This is a genomic window from Photorhabdus namnaonensis (genome assembly GCF_001684335.1).
In the GTDB taxonomy this organism is placed as follows: domain Bacteria; phylum Pseudomonadota; class Gammaproteobacteria; order Enterobacterales; family Enterobacteriaceae; genus Photorhabdus; species Photorhabdus namnaonensis.
The window spans coordinates 357,511-373,048 of record NZ_LOIC01000072.1 but is presented as its reverse complement, the minus strand read 5'-3'; the positions used below and the strand labels follow the sequence as shown (position 1 = coordinate 373,048).

Sequence of the window (15,538 nt, the reverse complement as noted above, 5' to 3'; positions counted from 1 at the left end):
AGAATTCAGGGCCTTTGTTAATAAATTATTACATAGATTGGGTGAAGGTACGGGTGATCACATCTTGTTGTTGCTCTTTAGTCAATGAGTTGAAGCGCACGGCATAACCCGATACCCGGATGGTGAGTTGAGGGTATTTCTCCGGGTCTTCCATCGCATCGAGCAGCATGTCACGGTTCATCACGTTGACGTTCAGATGTTGACCACCTTCAATTTCAGCTTCATGGTGGAAATAACCATCCAGTAAACCTGCCAAATTAGTTTTGCGTGTTTCATCATCTTTTCCTAACGCATTCGGTACGATAGAGAAGGTGTAAGAGATACCGTCTTTCGCATAGGCGAAGGGCAGTTTAGCCACAGAGGTTAAAGAGGCGACGGCGCCTTTTTGATCGCGACCATGCATTGGATTGGCACCAGGTCCAAATGGCGCGCCGGCACGACGCCCGTCAGGGGTGTTGCCGGTTTTTTTACCATATACTACGTTAGAAGTGATGGTCAGAACGGATTGTGTCGGTACCGCGTTGCGATAAGTATTCAGTTTCTGGATTTTTTTCATGAAACGTTCAACCAGATCACAAGCAATATCATCGACGCGTGAGTCATTGTTACCAAATTGTGGATATTCACCTTCAATCTTGAAGTCAACCGCTAAACCATCTTCGTCACGGATCGGTGTCACTTTGGCGTATTTGATGGCAGACAACGAGTCTGCGGCGACGGACAAACCGGCAATGCCACAGGCCATAGTACGGTAAACATCTCGGTCGTGCAGCGCCATCAGTGCGGCTTCATAGCTATATTTATCATGCATATAGTGAATGATGTTTAATGCGGTAACATACTGTTTTGCCAGCCAATCCATAAAGTGGTCCATGCGGGCCATCACTTTATCGTAATCCAGCACCGCATCTTTCATAGGTTCTTCTTTCGGGCCAACCTGCATTTTCAGTTTTTCATCCACACCGCCGTTAATAGCGTACAGCATGGTTTTCGCCAGATTCGCGCGGGCGCCGAAGAATTGCATCTGTTTACCCACAATCATCGGGCTGACACAACAAGCAATAGCGTAATCATCATTGTTGAAGTTGGGGCGCATCAGATCATCGTTCTCATACTGTAAAGATGAGGTGTCGATAGACACTTTTGCCGCGAATTTTTTGAAATTTATTGGCAGTTTTTCGGACCACAGGATGGTCATGTTGGGTTCTGGGGATGGACCCATCGTGTATAGGGTATTCAGGAAACGGAAGCTGTTTTTAGTCACCAGTGTGCGGCCATCCAATCCCATACCTGCCAACGATTCTGTTGCCCAGATTGGGTCGCCGGAGAACAGTTCGTCATATTCAGGGGTACGCAGGAAACGCACCATACGTAGTTTCATCACCAGATGGTCGATCAATTCCTGTGCTTCAACTTCTGTCAACTTACCTGCTTGCAGATCCCGTTCGATGTAAATATCCAGGAAACTGGATACGCGACCAAAAGACATCGCGGCGCCATTTTGAGATTTAACCGCCGCCAAATAAGCGAAATAGGTCCACTGTATCGCTTCCTTAGCGTCAGTGGCGGGGCTAGAAATATCATAGCCGTATTTAGCCGCCATCTCTTTAATCTGGCCCAGAGCGCGGTGCTGTTCAGTAATTTCTTCACGCAATTGAACCGTCATTGCCAGATCTTCACCGTTTTCCAGTTTTTCCTGCAATGAATTGAACTGAGCTAATTTATCATCACGTAAGAAATCGATGCCGTATACCGCAACGCGACGGTAATCCCCAATAATGCGACCGCGGCCATAGGCATCAGGTAAACCGGTCAGAACCCCGGATTTTCGGCATTTCAGAATATCTGGCGTGTAAACATCAAAAACACCCTGATTATGCGTTTTGCGGTATTCAGTGAAAATCTGCTTCAATTTAGGATCGAGTTCCCGACCATAAACTTTACATGAGCCTTCCACCATTTTGATGCCGCCAAATGGGATCAGCGCACGTTTTAATGGGGTTTCCGTTTGCAGGCCAACAATAGTTTCCAGATCTTTTTCGATGTAACCTGCATCGTGGGAGGTAATAGTAGCAGCAACATCAGTATCAAAATCAACCGGTGCGTAAGTGCGGTTTTCGATTTTGATACCTTCCATGACTTTTTCCCATAAGATATCGGTCGCCTTTGTCGAACCTGTCAGGAAAGATTCATCACCCTCGTATGGCGTATAGTTTCTTTGAATGAAGTCACGAATGTTGACTTCATTCTGCCAATCCCCCTGATTAAAACCTTGCCATGCGACAGAGAATTTTTTATTTAATTCAGTCATGATACTTCTACCTTTATAATAATCGAACTTTTGAGAAACTAAATAAGGGAGCGAATTAATGTTTTTGCCCACTACGCAGATAAATTGACCAGTAAGTTAAACCTACCAAAACGGCGCCGCCGATAATATTGCCAATAGTAACTGGAATTAAATTGTCAGTAATAAAGTGTGAAATGGTGAGTTGAGGAAACTGTTCAGGTGTCGCACCCACATTAATCCAGAATTCAGTTGGTGCGAAATACTTAATAATAATACCAAGCGGGATTAAAAACATATTCGCAATACTGTGCTCAAAGCCGCTGGCAACAAACATGCTTACTGGCAAAATCATGGCAAATATTTTGTCCATTAAACTACGTCCGGCATAACTCATCCAAACAGCGAGACAAACCATTAAATTGGCGAGAATGCCTAAAAATAGCGATTCAATAAAAGAATGATGCATTTTATAATTTGCTGTTTGCAAGACATTTAAGCCCCACAATCCGTCGGCAATACGATATTGACCGGCAAACCAGATAATGGCGACAAAAAATAACGCGCCAATTAAATTACCGAGATAAACGTTAATCCAGTTTTTAATCATTTGATACCAGGTTATACGTCTAGTTGCTTTGGCAATAATCGTTAGCACAGTGGAAGTAAATAAATCTGCGCCACACACGACAACTAACATTAATCCAAGGGAGAAACAGATACCGCCAACTAATTTAGCCAGTCCATAAGGGACAGATACGGTTCCTGTAGTCGCGGTAATATAAAAGACAAATGCAATGGAAATAAAAACCCCGGCAGTTATTGCTGACAGATAAGTAATGGCGACAGATTTAGTCGTTTTATAAATACCAATGTCATTGGCGATTTGTGTCATTACCGCAGGTGGTAATAGGTTAAAGGGGGTGTCAGCTTTCATACCAACATTCTCTTTATCATTAATAAGTTACGGTACGTAACGATAGTAACAAAGGCTTTAAGGGGGAAACTTGATATAGATCATAATCCCCTGAGAGTAGACTCGGTTTTGGGAAATAAAAATGGTTAAAATTCTAGTTAATTGATTGATTTTAATGAAATTAAAAAAACTTTAAAAATTATTATATTTTTTTTATTTAATCTGTTGGTAGGAAGTTTGATAAGTAAAATTACAGGCTAAATTGTTGTTTATTTGTTGTTGAGAATAAATTTAATTTAACCTGAATTTTACTTTTAATTATGAATTGTCTTTTCTACAATTCTATTTTTCGTTCCAGAAATCGCGTTTTGCTTTTTGCAGTTTCTCATAAGCAGCTAATAAAGCCTGATGAGCGGGCAGTGATTTTAAATCTGAATCAACTGACCACAGGCCATAAAAACAGTGTTCACCAGAAATAGCTGCTGATGCTGCTTCGACAGCATCTTGCCCGTACATTTTTACGAATGCTTGATAATATTGTGTCGGCTCTTTATTCTCTTCCAGAGCAAGTAAGAGCAATGTTTGCAAACAGCGATAATAATTAGCGCGTTCGGAGGTAAAGACTGAGGCGTTAAAATCTTGGGTCCACTCTATCCAAATTAAAGCCTGTTCCAAATCACCGCCAGCCAGTGCCAACATGGATTTCAATTCACCGACACGTAAATTGCTCCAGCCATTATCTTTACCCACCGCAATACCAAGCAATTCACGGACACGGGTAAAATCGTCCAAACCTTCTTCATCTAATTGTTCAATCAGTGCCAGATATTCTTCGGCTGGCCATTGGCTATCCGGTAATGCTAATAAAGTTTCCCGAAGATGGGTTCCCATCGTATTATTAGCAAGATGTAAATCTTCTACAGGATAAATATCAGACATCCCCGGAACCAGAATGCGGCAGGCATAAACACCGAGATGCTCATAGTCAGCAATATAAACTTCGGCATCCAATTGTTTGAAAATTTCCATCAAAGTGGTGAACTCTTCTTCTGTCGTGCCGCTGAAATTCCAGTCAGTGAACGCGTAATCAGCATCTTGTTTAAACAAGTCCCAACTGATTAAACCGCTTGAATCGATAAAGTGAGTCTCCAGATTGGTATGTTCTGCCACTTCTTCATTATCGAAAGTGGGCGCATTGAATACATCCAAATCTTTTAAACTGCGGCCTTGTAATAATTCGGTCACAGTACGTTCCAGTGCCACACCAAATTCAGGGTGCGCGCCAAAAGAGGCGAAACAGGTTCCGTTATTAGGATTAAACAGCACTACACAAATAACCGGGAACTGCCCACCGAGGGAGGCGTCATAGCAATAGAGCGGGAAACCTTCATCCTGTAATTTGTTGACAGCAGCGACAACACCAGGATAAAGATTCATTACTTCCTGAGGAATTTCTGGCAGGCTGATGCCTTCGGCGATAATACGATTTTTCACATAGCGTTCAAAAACTTCAGATAGTCCCTGAACTCTGGCTTCATTCATAGTATTGCCGGCTGACATACCATTGGAAACATAAAGATTGCCAATAATATTCATCGGAATATAGACGGTATGATGATCAGATTGACGAGTAAACGGCAGTGAGCAGATACCACGCTCTTCATTATCTGATTGCAAATCAACTAACTGACTTGCGCATAAGTCATTCTCAGGATCATAAAATTTACGTAACCGGTCATCCAGAATGCCTTCTGGTAAGGAATCATCGTCCGGTAAAGCAAACCATTTTTCATTGGGATAATGGACAAAATCACCGTTAGCGATAGCCTCTCCTAAATAGAAATCAGCAAAAAAATAGTTGGTTGACAGGCGTTCAAAATACTCCCCTAAAGCAGATGCTAGAGCGGCTTTCTTGCTGGCGCCTTTGCCATTGGTAAAACAGAGAGGACAATCGCGGTCACGGATATGAACTGACCAGACATTGGGAACCGGATTCAGCCATGAAGCTTCTTCAATATTAAAACCAAGGTGTTGCAGTTTTTGTTGAAAACGGTTGATTGAGTCTTCCAGTGCGGCGTCTTTGCCGGGAATAAAGGTTTGCGTCATGGTATTCACTTATGAGTGCTTGTTATGGGGCGCTCATCATACGAGTTTTTTTTCAGTAGCTAAAGTCTGGTATGTATCACAGATTTATTGTTATCATCATCCATAATCTAGCAGGATATTTTTTATTAAGGAAGAAGCATGAAAAAGATGAAACACACAGTTTTAGCCAGTTTATTGGCATTAATTAGTGGTTCTGCTTTTGCTTTACCAAATATTACACTTTTGGCGACAGGAGGGACGATTGCGGGTGGCGGTAAGTCTACAATCCAATCCAATTATGTTGCTGGAAGAGTTGCTATTGATGAATTAGTCAATGCTGTTCCTGAGATCAAAAATATCGCCAACCTAAAAGGTGAGCAGGTAGTTAGTATTGGTTCGCAGGATATGAATGATCAGGTGTGGTTGACGCTAGCGAAAAGAATCAACGCTGATTGTGACAAAACCGATGGTTTTGTTATCACCCACGGTACTGACACGATGGAAGAAACCGCTTACTTCCTCGATCTAACTACCCACTGCCAGAAGCCGATAGTCATGGTTGGCGCGATGCGCCCATCTACGGCGCTTGGCGCCGATGGCCCGTTAAATCTGTATAACGCTGTGGTGGTTGCCAGTGATCAAGCATCAGCCAAACGTGGTGTGTTGATGGCAATGAATGATGCGGTTATCAGTGGGCGCGCTGTGGTGAAAATGAGCACCACCGAAGTTCAGGCATTCCAGCCAATTAATGCGGGTGCTGAGGGCTTCGTTCATAATGGCAAAGTCAATTATTACGCAGACGCTAAACCGAGAGCCAGTCAGGCTATTTTTGATGTCAGTAAACTCGATAAATTGCCGAAAGTAGGCATTGTTTATAACTACGCCAATGCGTCTGATCTGCCGGCGAAAGCTCTGCTGAAAGATGGTTACCAAGGCATTGTCAGCGCCGGTGTGGGCAACGGTAATATGTACAAGGCGATTTTCGATACCTTGGCCCAAGCGGCTAAAGATGGAGTTGTGGTTGTCAGAGCAAGCCGTGTACCGGTCGGATATGTTACTCAGGATGCGGAAGTGGATGATAGCAAGCATGGCTTTGTCGCTGCTGAACGTCTGAATCCGCAAAAGGCCAGAGTACTATTACAATTAGCGCTGACTGAAACACGTGATCCGGTGAAAATTCACGAGATGTTTGTGAAATATTGATTCGTGATTCAGAGATAACAATAGGGTGAGCAGGTGACGGAGTTCCGCGCTCTATGCCCTGTAGTATTTGGAGTGAGGGATGTTAAATGTAATCTGGTTTGTATTAAGCAAGGGACTGCACTGATTAGAACTAGTAGTTGAAGGTAGCATTCTGCTCAAAAAGTAGCTAAAATATTATTTGTACGGAAATTTGCCGGATAATTTTAGTCGAGGTCTATTATGGCTACTTCCACCGCGCGTTTTGAGGCGCGAATGAATCCTGATCTACATGCCCTGATTAAACGGGCCGCTGAAATTCAAGGACGTACTATGACTGATTTTGTTGTGTCTGCTGCACAAGATGCCGCGCAGCGCGCAATTGAGCAGTCAGAAGTACTTCGTTTGTCTCTGGCCGATCAGCAATGTTTTGCGCAGGCATTGCTGAATCCACCGGAACCTACTCCAGCGCTTGAACGTGCATTCGCACGGCGCCGCTCTTTGTTACGATCAGAATGATCTCCACGATGTTTGATGTTATGCAACTCAACGAAGAACATGATCGTGATTCGTTCTACAGTGGTTCAGAATTTCTAGATGGTTACTTTCAGAGACAGGTTGGTCAGGATGTTAGACGCCGCGTAGCAGCTTGTTTTGTTGCGCTTCATGATCACCGGGTCGCGGGATATTATACTCTGGCTGCTGCCGGTATCCAGTTGACCAACCTCCCTACGGCTACTATTAAGAAATTGCCACGATACCCAACAGTGCCGGCAGTACGGATGGGGAGGTTGGCCGTTGATCAGGCATTTAGAAGTCAGGGACTCGGTGGAGCATTGCTAGCTGATGCTATTGAGAGGACCATTCGTGCCGAAATTGCGTCTTATGCGCTGCTTGTTGATGCAAAAGATGATAATGCAGTGCGATTTTACCGACATCATGGATTTATTGCTTTACCCGATTCGCCATTCACATTATTCCTTCCTCTCATAGCTGTAGATAAAAAAGGTAAAAAATAAGTGGTTCACCTGTAATAGCGCTGAATGAACAAGTTTATTGGCTATTTTTGCGATAGTTTTGTTCAACGTTTGAATAACCATTGCAGCAATGAAATGGGAATGGTACAACCGGTATATCAGATTATTTATTGCTATCAATCATTGTTATTTCGTCAGAATAAGGTGAGGTAAATGAATCAGGTATATAATTTCAGTTCAGGTCCCGCTATGTTACCGGTTGAAGTATTGCGTAGAGCTGAACAGGAGCTATGCAACTGGAATGGTATTGGGACTTCAATTATGGAGATAAGTCACCGTGGTAAGGAGTTTATCGCGGTAGCAAAGGAGGCTGAAAACGATTTGCGAGATCTATTATCAGTGCCTGAAAACTATAAAGTATTGTTCTGTCATGGTGGCGCCCGCGGTCAATTTGCTGCTATTCCGATGAACTTGTTGGGTGATAATGTTAAAGCCGATTATATTGATGGCGGTTATTGGGCTGCATGTGCAGTTAAAGAAGCCAAAAAATACTGTGCGCCGAATGTGATTAATATCAAAACCGAAATTAATGGCTTGAAAAGCGTTAAACCAATGCGTGAATGGTCATTAAGCGATGATGCGGCTTATGTTCATTATTGCCCGAATGAAACCATTGATGGTATCGCCATTCATGAACAGCCAGATTTTGATGATAATAAAGTGATTATTGCCGACTACTCTTCTTCTATTCTTTCCCGACCATTGGATGTGGGTCGTTACGGTATGATTTATGCGGGAGCGCAGAAGAATATTGGTCCTGCGGGTCTCACATTGGTTATTGTGCGTGAAGATTTATTAGGCAAAGCCCGCAAAGAAACCCCGTCTATTTTTGACTATGCTGTTTTGGCGGAGAATGACTCCATGTTCAACACACCGCCGACGTTTGCCTGGTATCTCTCGGGATTGGTCTTCAAATGGCTGAAAGAGCAAGGCGGGGTACAAGAGATGGCGAAGCGTAATCAGGCTAAGGCTGAACTGCTTTATAGCGCGATTGATAACAGTGATTTTTATCGCAACCAGGTTGCTCCTGAAAATCGTTCCCTGATGAATGTGCCGTTCCAGATGACTGATGCTTCACTGGATAGCCAATTTCTGGCAGAGGCTGATGCTCAAGGGTTGCAGGCACTGAAAGGACATCGGATTGCCGGCGGTATGCGTGCTTCTATTTATAATGCGATGCCGATAGAAGGGGTTCAGGCTTTAGTTGATTTTATGGCTGATTTTGAGCGTCGTAACGGCTAATTTGCCAACCATTACCGGGAACAACGGTTCCCGGTCTATTCAAGGTAAAAAATATTTCCTCGAACGTAAAAATGACTCACTTATAATTAAATGTAATCGAGAATCGGAGAGCCTGTTATTTATGCAATCCCTGATGTTACAACCTATTTCCTCCATTAGTGGAACTATTAACCTGCCAGGGTCGAAAAGTGTTTCTAACCGTGCGCTATTACTGGCGGCTTTTGCCAAAGGCACTACCTGCTTAACTAACTTGTTGGACAGTGATGATATTCGCCATATGCTCAATGCTTTGGCTGCGTTGGGTGTCAGTTATCGTTTATCTGATGATCGTACTTGTTGTGAAGTTGATGGTATTGGTGGGTTAATTACCCATAAAGGGCCTGTAGAACTGTTTCTGGGTAACGCCGGCACGGCAATGCGTCCCCTAACCGCCGCGTTGTGCCTGGGCAAAAATGACGTTGTTCTTACTGGTGAACCCCGAATGAAAGAGCGCCCGATTGGTCACCTGGTGGATGCGTTGCGTCAAGGGGGGGCGGAAATTGATTATCTGGAGCAGGAAAATTATCCACCGTTACATATCAAAAGCGGTTTTATCGGCGGCAAAGTAACGGTAGATGGTCGTGTTTCCAGCCAATTTCTGACCGCATTGCTGATGGCTGCGCCACTGGCAGAAAATGATTCTGAGATTTATATTCAAGGGGAATTGGTTTCCAAACCTTATATTGATATCACTCTGGCATTAATGAAAAGTTTTGGTATTAGTGTAAATCACGAGCAATATCAGATTTTCCATATTAAAGGCCGACAGCAATACGTTTCTCCTGGTCACTATTTGGTTGAAGGTGATGCTTCTTCTGCTTCCTATTTTCTGGCGGCAGCAGCAATTAAAGGTGGCACTGTGCGGGTGACCGGAATTGGTAAACATAGCCTGCAAGGGGATACCAAATTTGCCAATGTGCTGGAGAAAATGGGGGCGAAAATTCGTTGGGGCGATGATTTTGTTGAATGTGAACGTGGCACCCTTACTGGCATTGATATGGATATGAATGAGATCCCTGATGCTGCTATGACCATTGCAACCACGGCGTTGTTTGCGGCAGGGGAGACCGTCATTCGCAATATATACAACTGGCGGGTAAAAGAGACGGATCGGCTCCATGCGATGGCAACTGAATTACGTAAAGTCGGTGCAGAGGTGGAAGAGGGGGTTGATTACATTCGCATCACACCGCCGCCAATATTATTACCTGCTGAAATTGGCACCTATAATGATCACAGAATGGCGATGTGTTTCTCGTTGGTGGCGCTGTCCGATACGTCGGTTACCATTCTCGATCCAGGTTGTACAGCAAAGACTTTTCCCGATTATTTCGATCAATTGGAGAGATTAAGCCAGCGAAAGTCATAATTATCGATTATTATGATTCAATAAAGCGTATTTCTTTGAGCAAAATCTATCTACATGGCATGCGCTTATTTCGTTCACTCTATGAGTGCATATAATAAACGGCAGATATTGATTATTTTATTGAGTAAATATTCAGCATCTGGTGAAGTGTGAACTTGCCATGCTAAAGGAGAACAATAATGGTGGCGATAGCCCCAGTAATAACTGTTGATGGGCCAAGCGGTGCAGGTAAAGGAACGTTATGCCAGGCATTGGCAGAGGCTTTAGGCTGGCAACTGCTTGATTCAGGCGCTATTTATCGAGTGTTGGCGCTAGCCGCAATTCATCATCAGGTGGATATCCAGTCTGAAGATGCGTTAGTTCCTCTGGCTGCTAATCTTGATGTACGTTTTGTCCCTGGCAAGGGGAAGCTCAGTGTAATGCTTGAGGGCGAGGATGTTAGTAATGAGATCCGCACCGAAATGGTCGGTAATACTGCCTCGCAGGCGGCTGCTTTCCCACGAGTTCGTGAAGCCTTGTTGCGGCGTCAGCGTGCTTTTCGGGTCGCACCGGGCTTGATTGCTGATGGCCGTGATATGGGAACCGTGGTGTTTTCTGATGCCCCAGTGAAAATATTCCTTGATGCCAGCGCAGAAGAACGCGCACGCAGACGTATGCTACAGTTGCAGGAAAAAGGCTTTAGTGTTAACTTTGAATGTCTTTTGTCCGAGATACAGGAACGTGATTACCGTGACCGTAACCGGGCAGTTGCACCATTAGCGCCGGCTGAAGATGCATTAATATTGGATTCAACCAGTATGTCTATCGAGGAAGTTATCGACCGGGCGCTAAATTATGCGAAAAAAATTCTTTCAATTACCTGAACGATTTTAAGTTTTTAGCTTATAATTGGTGACGATGTACTAAAAATTGGGTACGCGGGTAGAGAATTTTTCCGCAAACTAAAAACCCTGTTACAGGAATCGTAGCGGGGCATGTAAAACAACCCCATTCGGCGGGAAGCTAAATGGACGTTAAATTAAAATCTTGAAGATCATTAACATGACAGAATCTTTTGCTCAACTCTTTGAAGAATCCCTGCAATCTATTGAAACTCGTCCAGGTGCTATCGTTCGCGGCATCGTTGTTGCTATTGATAAAGACGTTGTATTGGTTGATGCAGGTCTGAAATCAGAATCCGCTATTCCTGTAGAACAGTTTAAAAATGTTCAGGGTGAGCTGGAAATCCAGGTTGGTGATGAAATTGATGTTGCTCTAGACGCTGTTGAAGATGGTTTCGGTGAAACTGTTCTGTCTCGTGAGAAAGCAAAACGCCATGAAGCGTGGCTGATGCTGGAAAAAGCTTACGAAGATGCAGAAACTGTTACCGGCATCATCAACGGCAAAGTGAAAGGCGGCTTTACTGTTGAACTGAACGGTATCCGTGCATTCCTGCCTGGTTCTCTGGTTGATGTTCGTCCAGTTCGTGATACAACTCACCTGGAAGGTAAAGAGCTTGAGTTTAAAGTCATCAAACTGGATCAGAAACGCAACAATGTCGTGGTTTCTCGTCGTGCTGTTATCGAATCTGAAAACAGTGCGGAACGTGACCAACTGTTGGAAAACCTGCAAGAAGGTATGGAAGTTAAAGGTATCGTTAAGAACCTCACTGACTACGGCGCATTTGTTGATTTGGGCGGCGTTGATGGCTTGCTGCACATTACTGATATGGCTTGGAAACGCGTTAAGCATCCAAGTGAAATCGTCAATGTGGGCGATGAAATCGCAGTTAAAGTACTGAAATTTGACCGTGAGCGTACCCGCGTATCTTTGGGCCTGAAACAACTGGGCGAAGATCCTTGGGTAGCAATCGCTAAGCGTTATCCAGAAAGCACTAAACTGACTGGCCGCGTAACTAACCTGACTGATTACGGCTGCTTCGTAGAAATCGAAGAAGGCGTTGAAGGTCTGGTACACGTTTCAGAAATGGACTGGACCAACAAAAACATCCACCCATCCAAAGTGGTTAACGTTGGTGACGTTGTGGAAGTTATGGTTCTAGATATCGACGAAGAACGTCGTCGTATCTCCCTGGGTCTGAAACAGTGTAAAGCTAACCCGTGGCAGCTGTTTGCTGAAACTCACAACAAAAATGACCGTGTTGAAGGTAAGATCAAGTCTATTACTGACTTCGGTATCTTCATTGGTCTGGATGGCGGCATTGATGGCCTGGTTCACCTGTCTGACATCTCCTGGAATGTTGCTGGAGAAGAAGCAGTTCGTGAATACAAAAAAGGCGATGAAATCGCGGCTGTTGTTCTGCAAGTAGATGCGGAGCGTGAGCGTATCTCTCTGGGCATCAAACAACTAGCGGAAGATCCATTCAATAACTACCTGTCTGTGAACAAGAAAGGTGCTATTGTCACTGGTAAAGTTACCGCAGTTGATGCTAAAGGTGCGACAGTAGAATTGGCTGACGGCGTTGAAGGCTACCTGCGTGCATCAGAAGCTTCTCGTGACCGTGTTGAAGATGCAACGCTGGTTCTGAACGTAGGTGATGCAGTTGAAGCTAAATATACTGGTGTTGATCGCAAAAACCGCGTTATCAACCTGTCTGTTCGCGCGAAAGACGAAGCTGACGAAAAAGACGCTATCGCTTCTGTGAACAAACAAGAAGACGCAAACTTTGCAAACAATGCAATGGCTGAAGCTTTCAAAGCAGCGAAAGGCGAATAATTCAAGTGAATAACGGTGGATAACACGTAAGTGTTATCCAGGTGCGGTAGTTTAGGGAGGTACTCATGACCAAGTCTGAATTAATTGAAAGACTTGCTGGCCAGCAATCTCATATTTCGGCCAAAACCGTTGAAGATGCAGTGAAAGAAATACTCGACCATATGGCAATAACATTGGCGGATGGTGAACGTATAGAAGTGCGCGGATTCGGCAGTTTTTCTCTTCACTACCGTGCTCCGCGCGTAGGCCGTAACCCTAAAACCGGTGATAAAGTGGAACTGGAAGGTAAATACGTTCCCCATTTTAAACCTGGCAAAGAGTTGCGTGATCGCGTGAATATTTACGATTAAGTTTGAAGATATACCCTATGGATTCCAAGTTGCATCACGACGGCAAGGGAGCGAATCCCCGGGAGCATAGGTAACTATGTGACCGGGGTGAGTGAGCGCAGCCAACAAAGAGGCAGCTTGAAAGATGACGGGTATAACAAGTTATTGCTTATTCTAAACAGAGTTTCGGCGCTGTTTTAGGTCAATAATAAAGTGCTGGCCTTTTGGTCGGCACTTTTATCTAATTAAGGCCCATATAAAAAGAGCTGATTTTTATACTGAGAAAACCTACCCTATAATCCTGTCAATTTGACGTTGTGTCCCCAGAAATCACTTGCATGCAAAATCAATATCGTCATTGGTTTCAAATTTATGCGTGATATTCGCTTTTGATAAAAAAATGTGTCAAAAGTGTTATAAAACATGAGGAATTACCAGCATCAATCAACTTCATTATCTTAGTGAAATTGCAGAACAGTTTGGTAAAGCGTCGACCCGTATTCGTTTTCTCTGGATAAGAGATGAAAAAAGCGGCAGGATGACAGTTGAAGGGTATCACGTCAGCCCGGAAAGTGGCTTGGATAAAGTGCCGGTTCGTATGATGAAACTAAATCCGGCCACCGGTAATTACGAGTTCTGGGAACCGGGAGAAAATCGGTCAACGATTCTATGGACACCAAACGAATAGGAATTCAAGGTTCCACCGCATACCGGGAATGAGGAACAGCCGTTTATTCCGTCTCAGATAACGGTATTACCGATTCCAGATAAAATGGGTAGCGATATTGAATCGCTGCCCATACCAGAAGAGAAGGATTTCCGTGATTATATTCTGGTATTTCCAGCCAATTTAGGTATTAAACCGATCTATGTGATGTTTAATACCCCTCGAAATCAACCGGGAGTGGTCACTGGTCGAGGACAAAAAGTTGAAGGTAACTGGTTAAATCTTGCAGGACAAGATATGGGCGCATCGATTCCCAGTCAGATAGCGGATAAGTTGCGAGGAAGGACATTTAATAACTTCGATGATTTCAGAAGGGCGTTTTGGAAAGAGGTTGGTAATGATCCTGAGTTGTCTAAGTAACTTAAAAGAACCAATCAAGAAGATATGAAAAACGGTTTGTCTCCTTATTCACCAAAGTTAGAGCAAGTAGGTAGTAGACAAAAATATGAAATACATCATGTTCAGTTTATTAAAGATGATGGCTCTGTTTATGGACTCGATAATCTGCGAGTAATCACTCCGAAGCGACATATTGAAATTCATTCTAATAAAGAGGAAAAATAGGATGGAATTAAAAAGTAAGTTAGAAGAATATACTGAAACGGAGTTTTTAGAATTAATTAGCATGATCTTCGAGGGGAAATATTCTTCTGAGGCAGAGCACTATGCAATCGTAAACAATATTGTGAGAGTCTCAGAATATCCTGGAGGTACAGATTTATTGTATTATCCTGAAGATGGCATTGAAGATAGCCCAGAAGGTGTGCTTAAAGTAGTAAAAGAATGGCGAGCCAGAAATGGTAAACTGGGTTTTAAAGAATAACCAGCCTGGTACTTGGTACCGACATTACGGATGGAAAGCGGGCCTTAGTATTGCTTTCCCCTTAGTACCCCCATATTATGAAACCAGATTTTGTTGTGGAGTTAATGGCATGAAACCATCAATAGCCTTAGCTGCTAATCGGGAGGCCATCCGTCGCGTAGTGGAGTCTCATCGAGCCCGTAATGCCCGTGTTTTCGGGTCTGTTATACACGGTGATGACACTGAGGACAGTGACTTGGACATCCTGATTGACCCGACGCCGGAAACCACTCTTTTTGACATTGGCGCTATCCGGCACGAGTTGTTGCAACTGCTCGGTGTGCCAGTGGATGTGCTGACCCCGAAGGCACTACCAGAGAAATTCAGGGCTGTTGTTCTTGCCGAGGCGGTGCCTGTATGAGCCGTGATCAGCAGCGCCTTGTCGACTATCTGGCGCACATCCTCGAAGCCATCAAGCGTATCGACAGCTATACGGAAGACATGGACGAATGGCGTTCCTTAACAACTGGTTGGTGCAGGATGCCGTGATTCGCAACTTCGAGATCATCGGCGAGGCCAGTAACAACATTGGGAAACATTATCCCGATTTCGCCATTGCTAACCCTGAATTGCCATTGTCGTTTGCTTACCAGATGCGTAACGCTTTGGCTCATGGCTACTTCAAGGTGGATCTTGAGATTGTCTGGAAAACGATCCACAGTGCTCTACCGGGGCTTTATCAGCAAATTCTAGAATTAATGCCTAAGGATTCCCACAAAATTTCGTTTGACTAAACGTTATTGGACCCTCA

15 protein-coding genes and 2 pseudogenes are annotated in these 15,538 nt (G+C 44.0%); 14 read left to right on the top strand and 3 right to left on the bottom strand.

Translation table 11 applies throughout. The annotated features are described in order from the left end of the window. Positions 1-28: 28 nt before the first annotated feature. The 3 genes from pflB to ycaO form a co-directional block, all read right to left on the bottom strand. The gene (gene pflB, locus Phpb_RS14060; RefSeq protein WP_065390870.1) at positions 29-2,311 is read right to left on the bottom strand and encodes a formate C-acetyltransferase; all 2,283 of its coding nucleotides are present in this window, start codon (positions 2,309-2,311) and stop codon (positions 29-31) included. Between the two features lie 55 nt (positions 2,312-2,366). Beyond that, positions 2,367-3,224, bottom strand: a complete 858-nt coding sequence (gene focA, locus Phpb_RS14055) for a formate transporter FocA (protein WP_065390869.1) — start codon at positions 3,222-3,224, stop codon at positions 2,367-2,369. A 321-nt stretch (positions 3,225-3,545) separates the two neighbouring features. Continuing rightward, positions 3,546-5,309 (bottom strand): 30S ribosomal protein S12 methylthiotransferase accessory factor YcaO, encoded by a 1,764-nt coding sequence (gene ycaO / locus Phpb_RS14050; protein WP_065390868.1) that lies wholly within the window; start codon positions 5,307-5,309, stop codon positions 3,546-3,548. 138 nt (positions 5,310-5,447) lie between these two features. On the opposite strand from ycaO, the gene ansB reads away from it, so the two are divergent. From ansB to Phpb_RS13985, 14 genes and pseudogenes are all read left to right on the top strand, one after another. After that, positions 5,448-6,491 carry an L-asparaginase 2 gene (ansB, locus tag Phpb_RS14045; protein WP_065390867.1) on the top strand — a complete coding sequence of 348 codons (1,044 nt, stop codon included), beginning with the start codon at positions 5,448-5,450 and terminating at the stop codon, positions 6,489-6,491. 219 nt (positions 6,492-6,710) lie between these two features. Beyond that, positions 6,711-6,986 carry a type II toxin-antitoxin system TacA family antitoxin gene (locus Phpb_RS14040; protein ID WP_065390866.1) on the top strand — a complete coding sequence of 92 codons (276 nt, stop codon included), beginning with the start codon at positions 6,711-6,713 and terminating at the stop codon, positions 6,984-6,986. Positions 6,987-6,994: 8 nt separating this feature from the next. Beyond that, entirely contained in the window at positions 6,995-7,486 is a 492-nt protein-coding gene (locus tag Phpb_RS14035; protein ID WP_205634782.1) for a GNAT family N-acetyltransferase, read from the top strand. Between the two features lie 171 nt (positions 7,487-7,657). Further along, positions 7,658-8,746, top strand: coding sequence for a 3-phosphoserine/phosphohydroxythreonine transaminase (gene serC / locus Phpb_RS14030; RefSeq protein WP_065390864.1), 1,089 nt, complete (start codon positions 7,658-7,660; stop codon positions 8,744-8,746). A gap of 121 nt (positions 8,747-8,867) precedes the next feature. Then, positions 8,868-10,154 (top strand): 3-phosphoshikimate 1-carboxyvinyltransferase, encoded by a 1,287-nt coding sequence (aroA, locus tag Phpb_RS14025; RefSeq protein WP_065390926.1) that lies wholly within the window; start codon positions 8,868-8,870, stop codon positions 10,152-10,154. A 179-nt stretch (positions 10,155-10,333) separates the two neighbouring features. Further along, positions 10,334-11,017, top strand: coding sequence for a (d)CMP kinase (gene cmk / locus Phpb_RS14020; RefSeq protein ID WP_065390863.1), 684 nt, complete (start codon positions 10,334-10,336; stop codon positions 11,015-11,017). 178 nt (positions 11,018-11,195) lie between these two features. After that, the gene (gene rpsA, locus Phpb_RS14015; protein WP_065390862.1) at positions 11,196-12,869 is read left to right on the top strand and encodes a 30S ribosomal protein S1; all 1,674 of its coding nucleotides are present in this window, start codon (positions 11,196-11,198) and stop codon (positions 12,867-12,869) included. 65 nt (positions 12,870-12,934) lie between these two features. Next, positions 12,935-13,219 carry an integration host factor subunit beta gene (gene ihfB / locus Phpb_RS14010; protein ID WP_011145915.1) on the top strand — a complete coding sequence of 95 codons (285 nt, stop codon included), beginning with the start codon at positions 12,935-12,937 and terminating at the stop codon, positions 13,217-13,219. Between the two features lie 430 nt (positions 13,220-13,649). Further along, positions 13,650-14,087: pseudogene (locus Phpb_RS27565) on the top strand (S-type pyocin domain-containing protein); the annotation flags it as partial. Next, a pseudogene (locus tag Phpb_RS27560) lies at positions 14,073-14,489 on the top strand (HNH endonuclease). The pseudogenes Phpb_RS27565 and Phpb_RS27560, both read left to right, overlap by 15 nt. A 1-nt stretch (position 14,490) precedes the next feature. Continuing rightward, positions 14,491-14,748 carry a bacteriocin immunity protein gene (locus tag Phpb_RS13995; RefSeq protein ID WP_065390860.1) on the top strand — a complete coding sequence of 86 codons (258 nt, stop codon included), beginning with the start codon at positions 14,491-14,493 and terminating at the stop codon, positions 14,746-14,748. After that, on the top strand, positions 14,723-15,148 hold the full coding sequence (locus Phpb_RS13990; RefSeq protein WP_240492553.1) for a nucleotidyltransferase family protein: 426 nt from the start codon (positions 14,723-14,725) through the stop codon (positions 15,146-15,148). Before Phpb_RS13995 ends, Phpb_RS13990 begins: the two co-directional genes overlap by 26 nt. Continuing rightward, entirely contained in the window at positions 15,145-15,276 is a 132-nt protein-coding gene (locus Phpb_RS27260; protein WP_276204275.1) for a ribonuclease HepT family protein, read from the top strand. The genes Phpb_RS13990 and Phpb_RS27260 overlap by 4 nt, the downstream gene beginning before the upstream one ends. Next, complete coding sequence (locus Phpb_RS13985) at positions 15,237-15,521, top strand: HepT-like ribonuclease domain-containing protein (RefSeq protein ID WP_205634781.1); 285 nt, start codon at positions 15,237-15,239, stop codon at positions 15,519-15,521. The genes Phpb_RS27260 and Phpb_RS13985 overlap by 40 nt, the downstream gene beginning before the upstream one ends. Positions 15,522-15,538 lie beyond the last annotated feature (17 nt).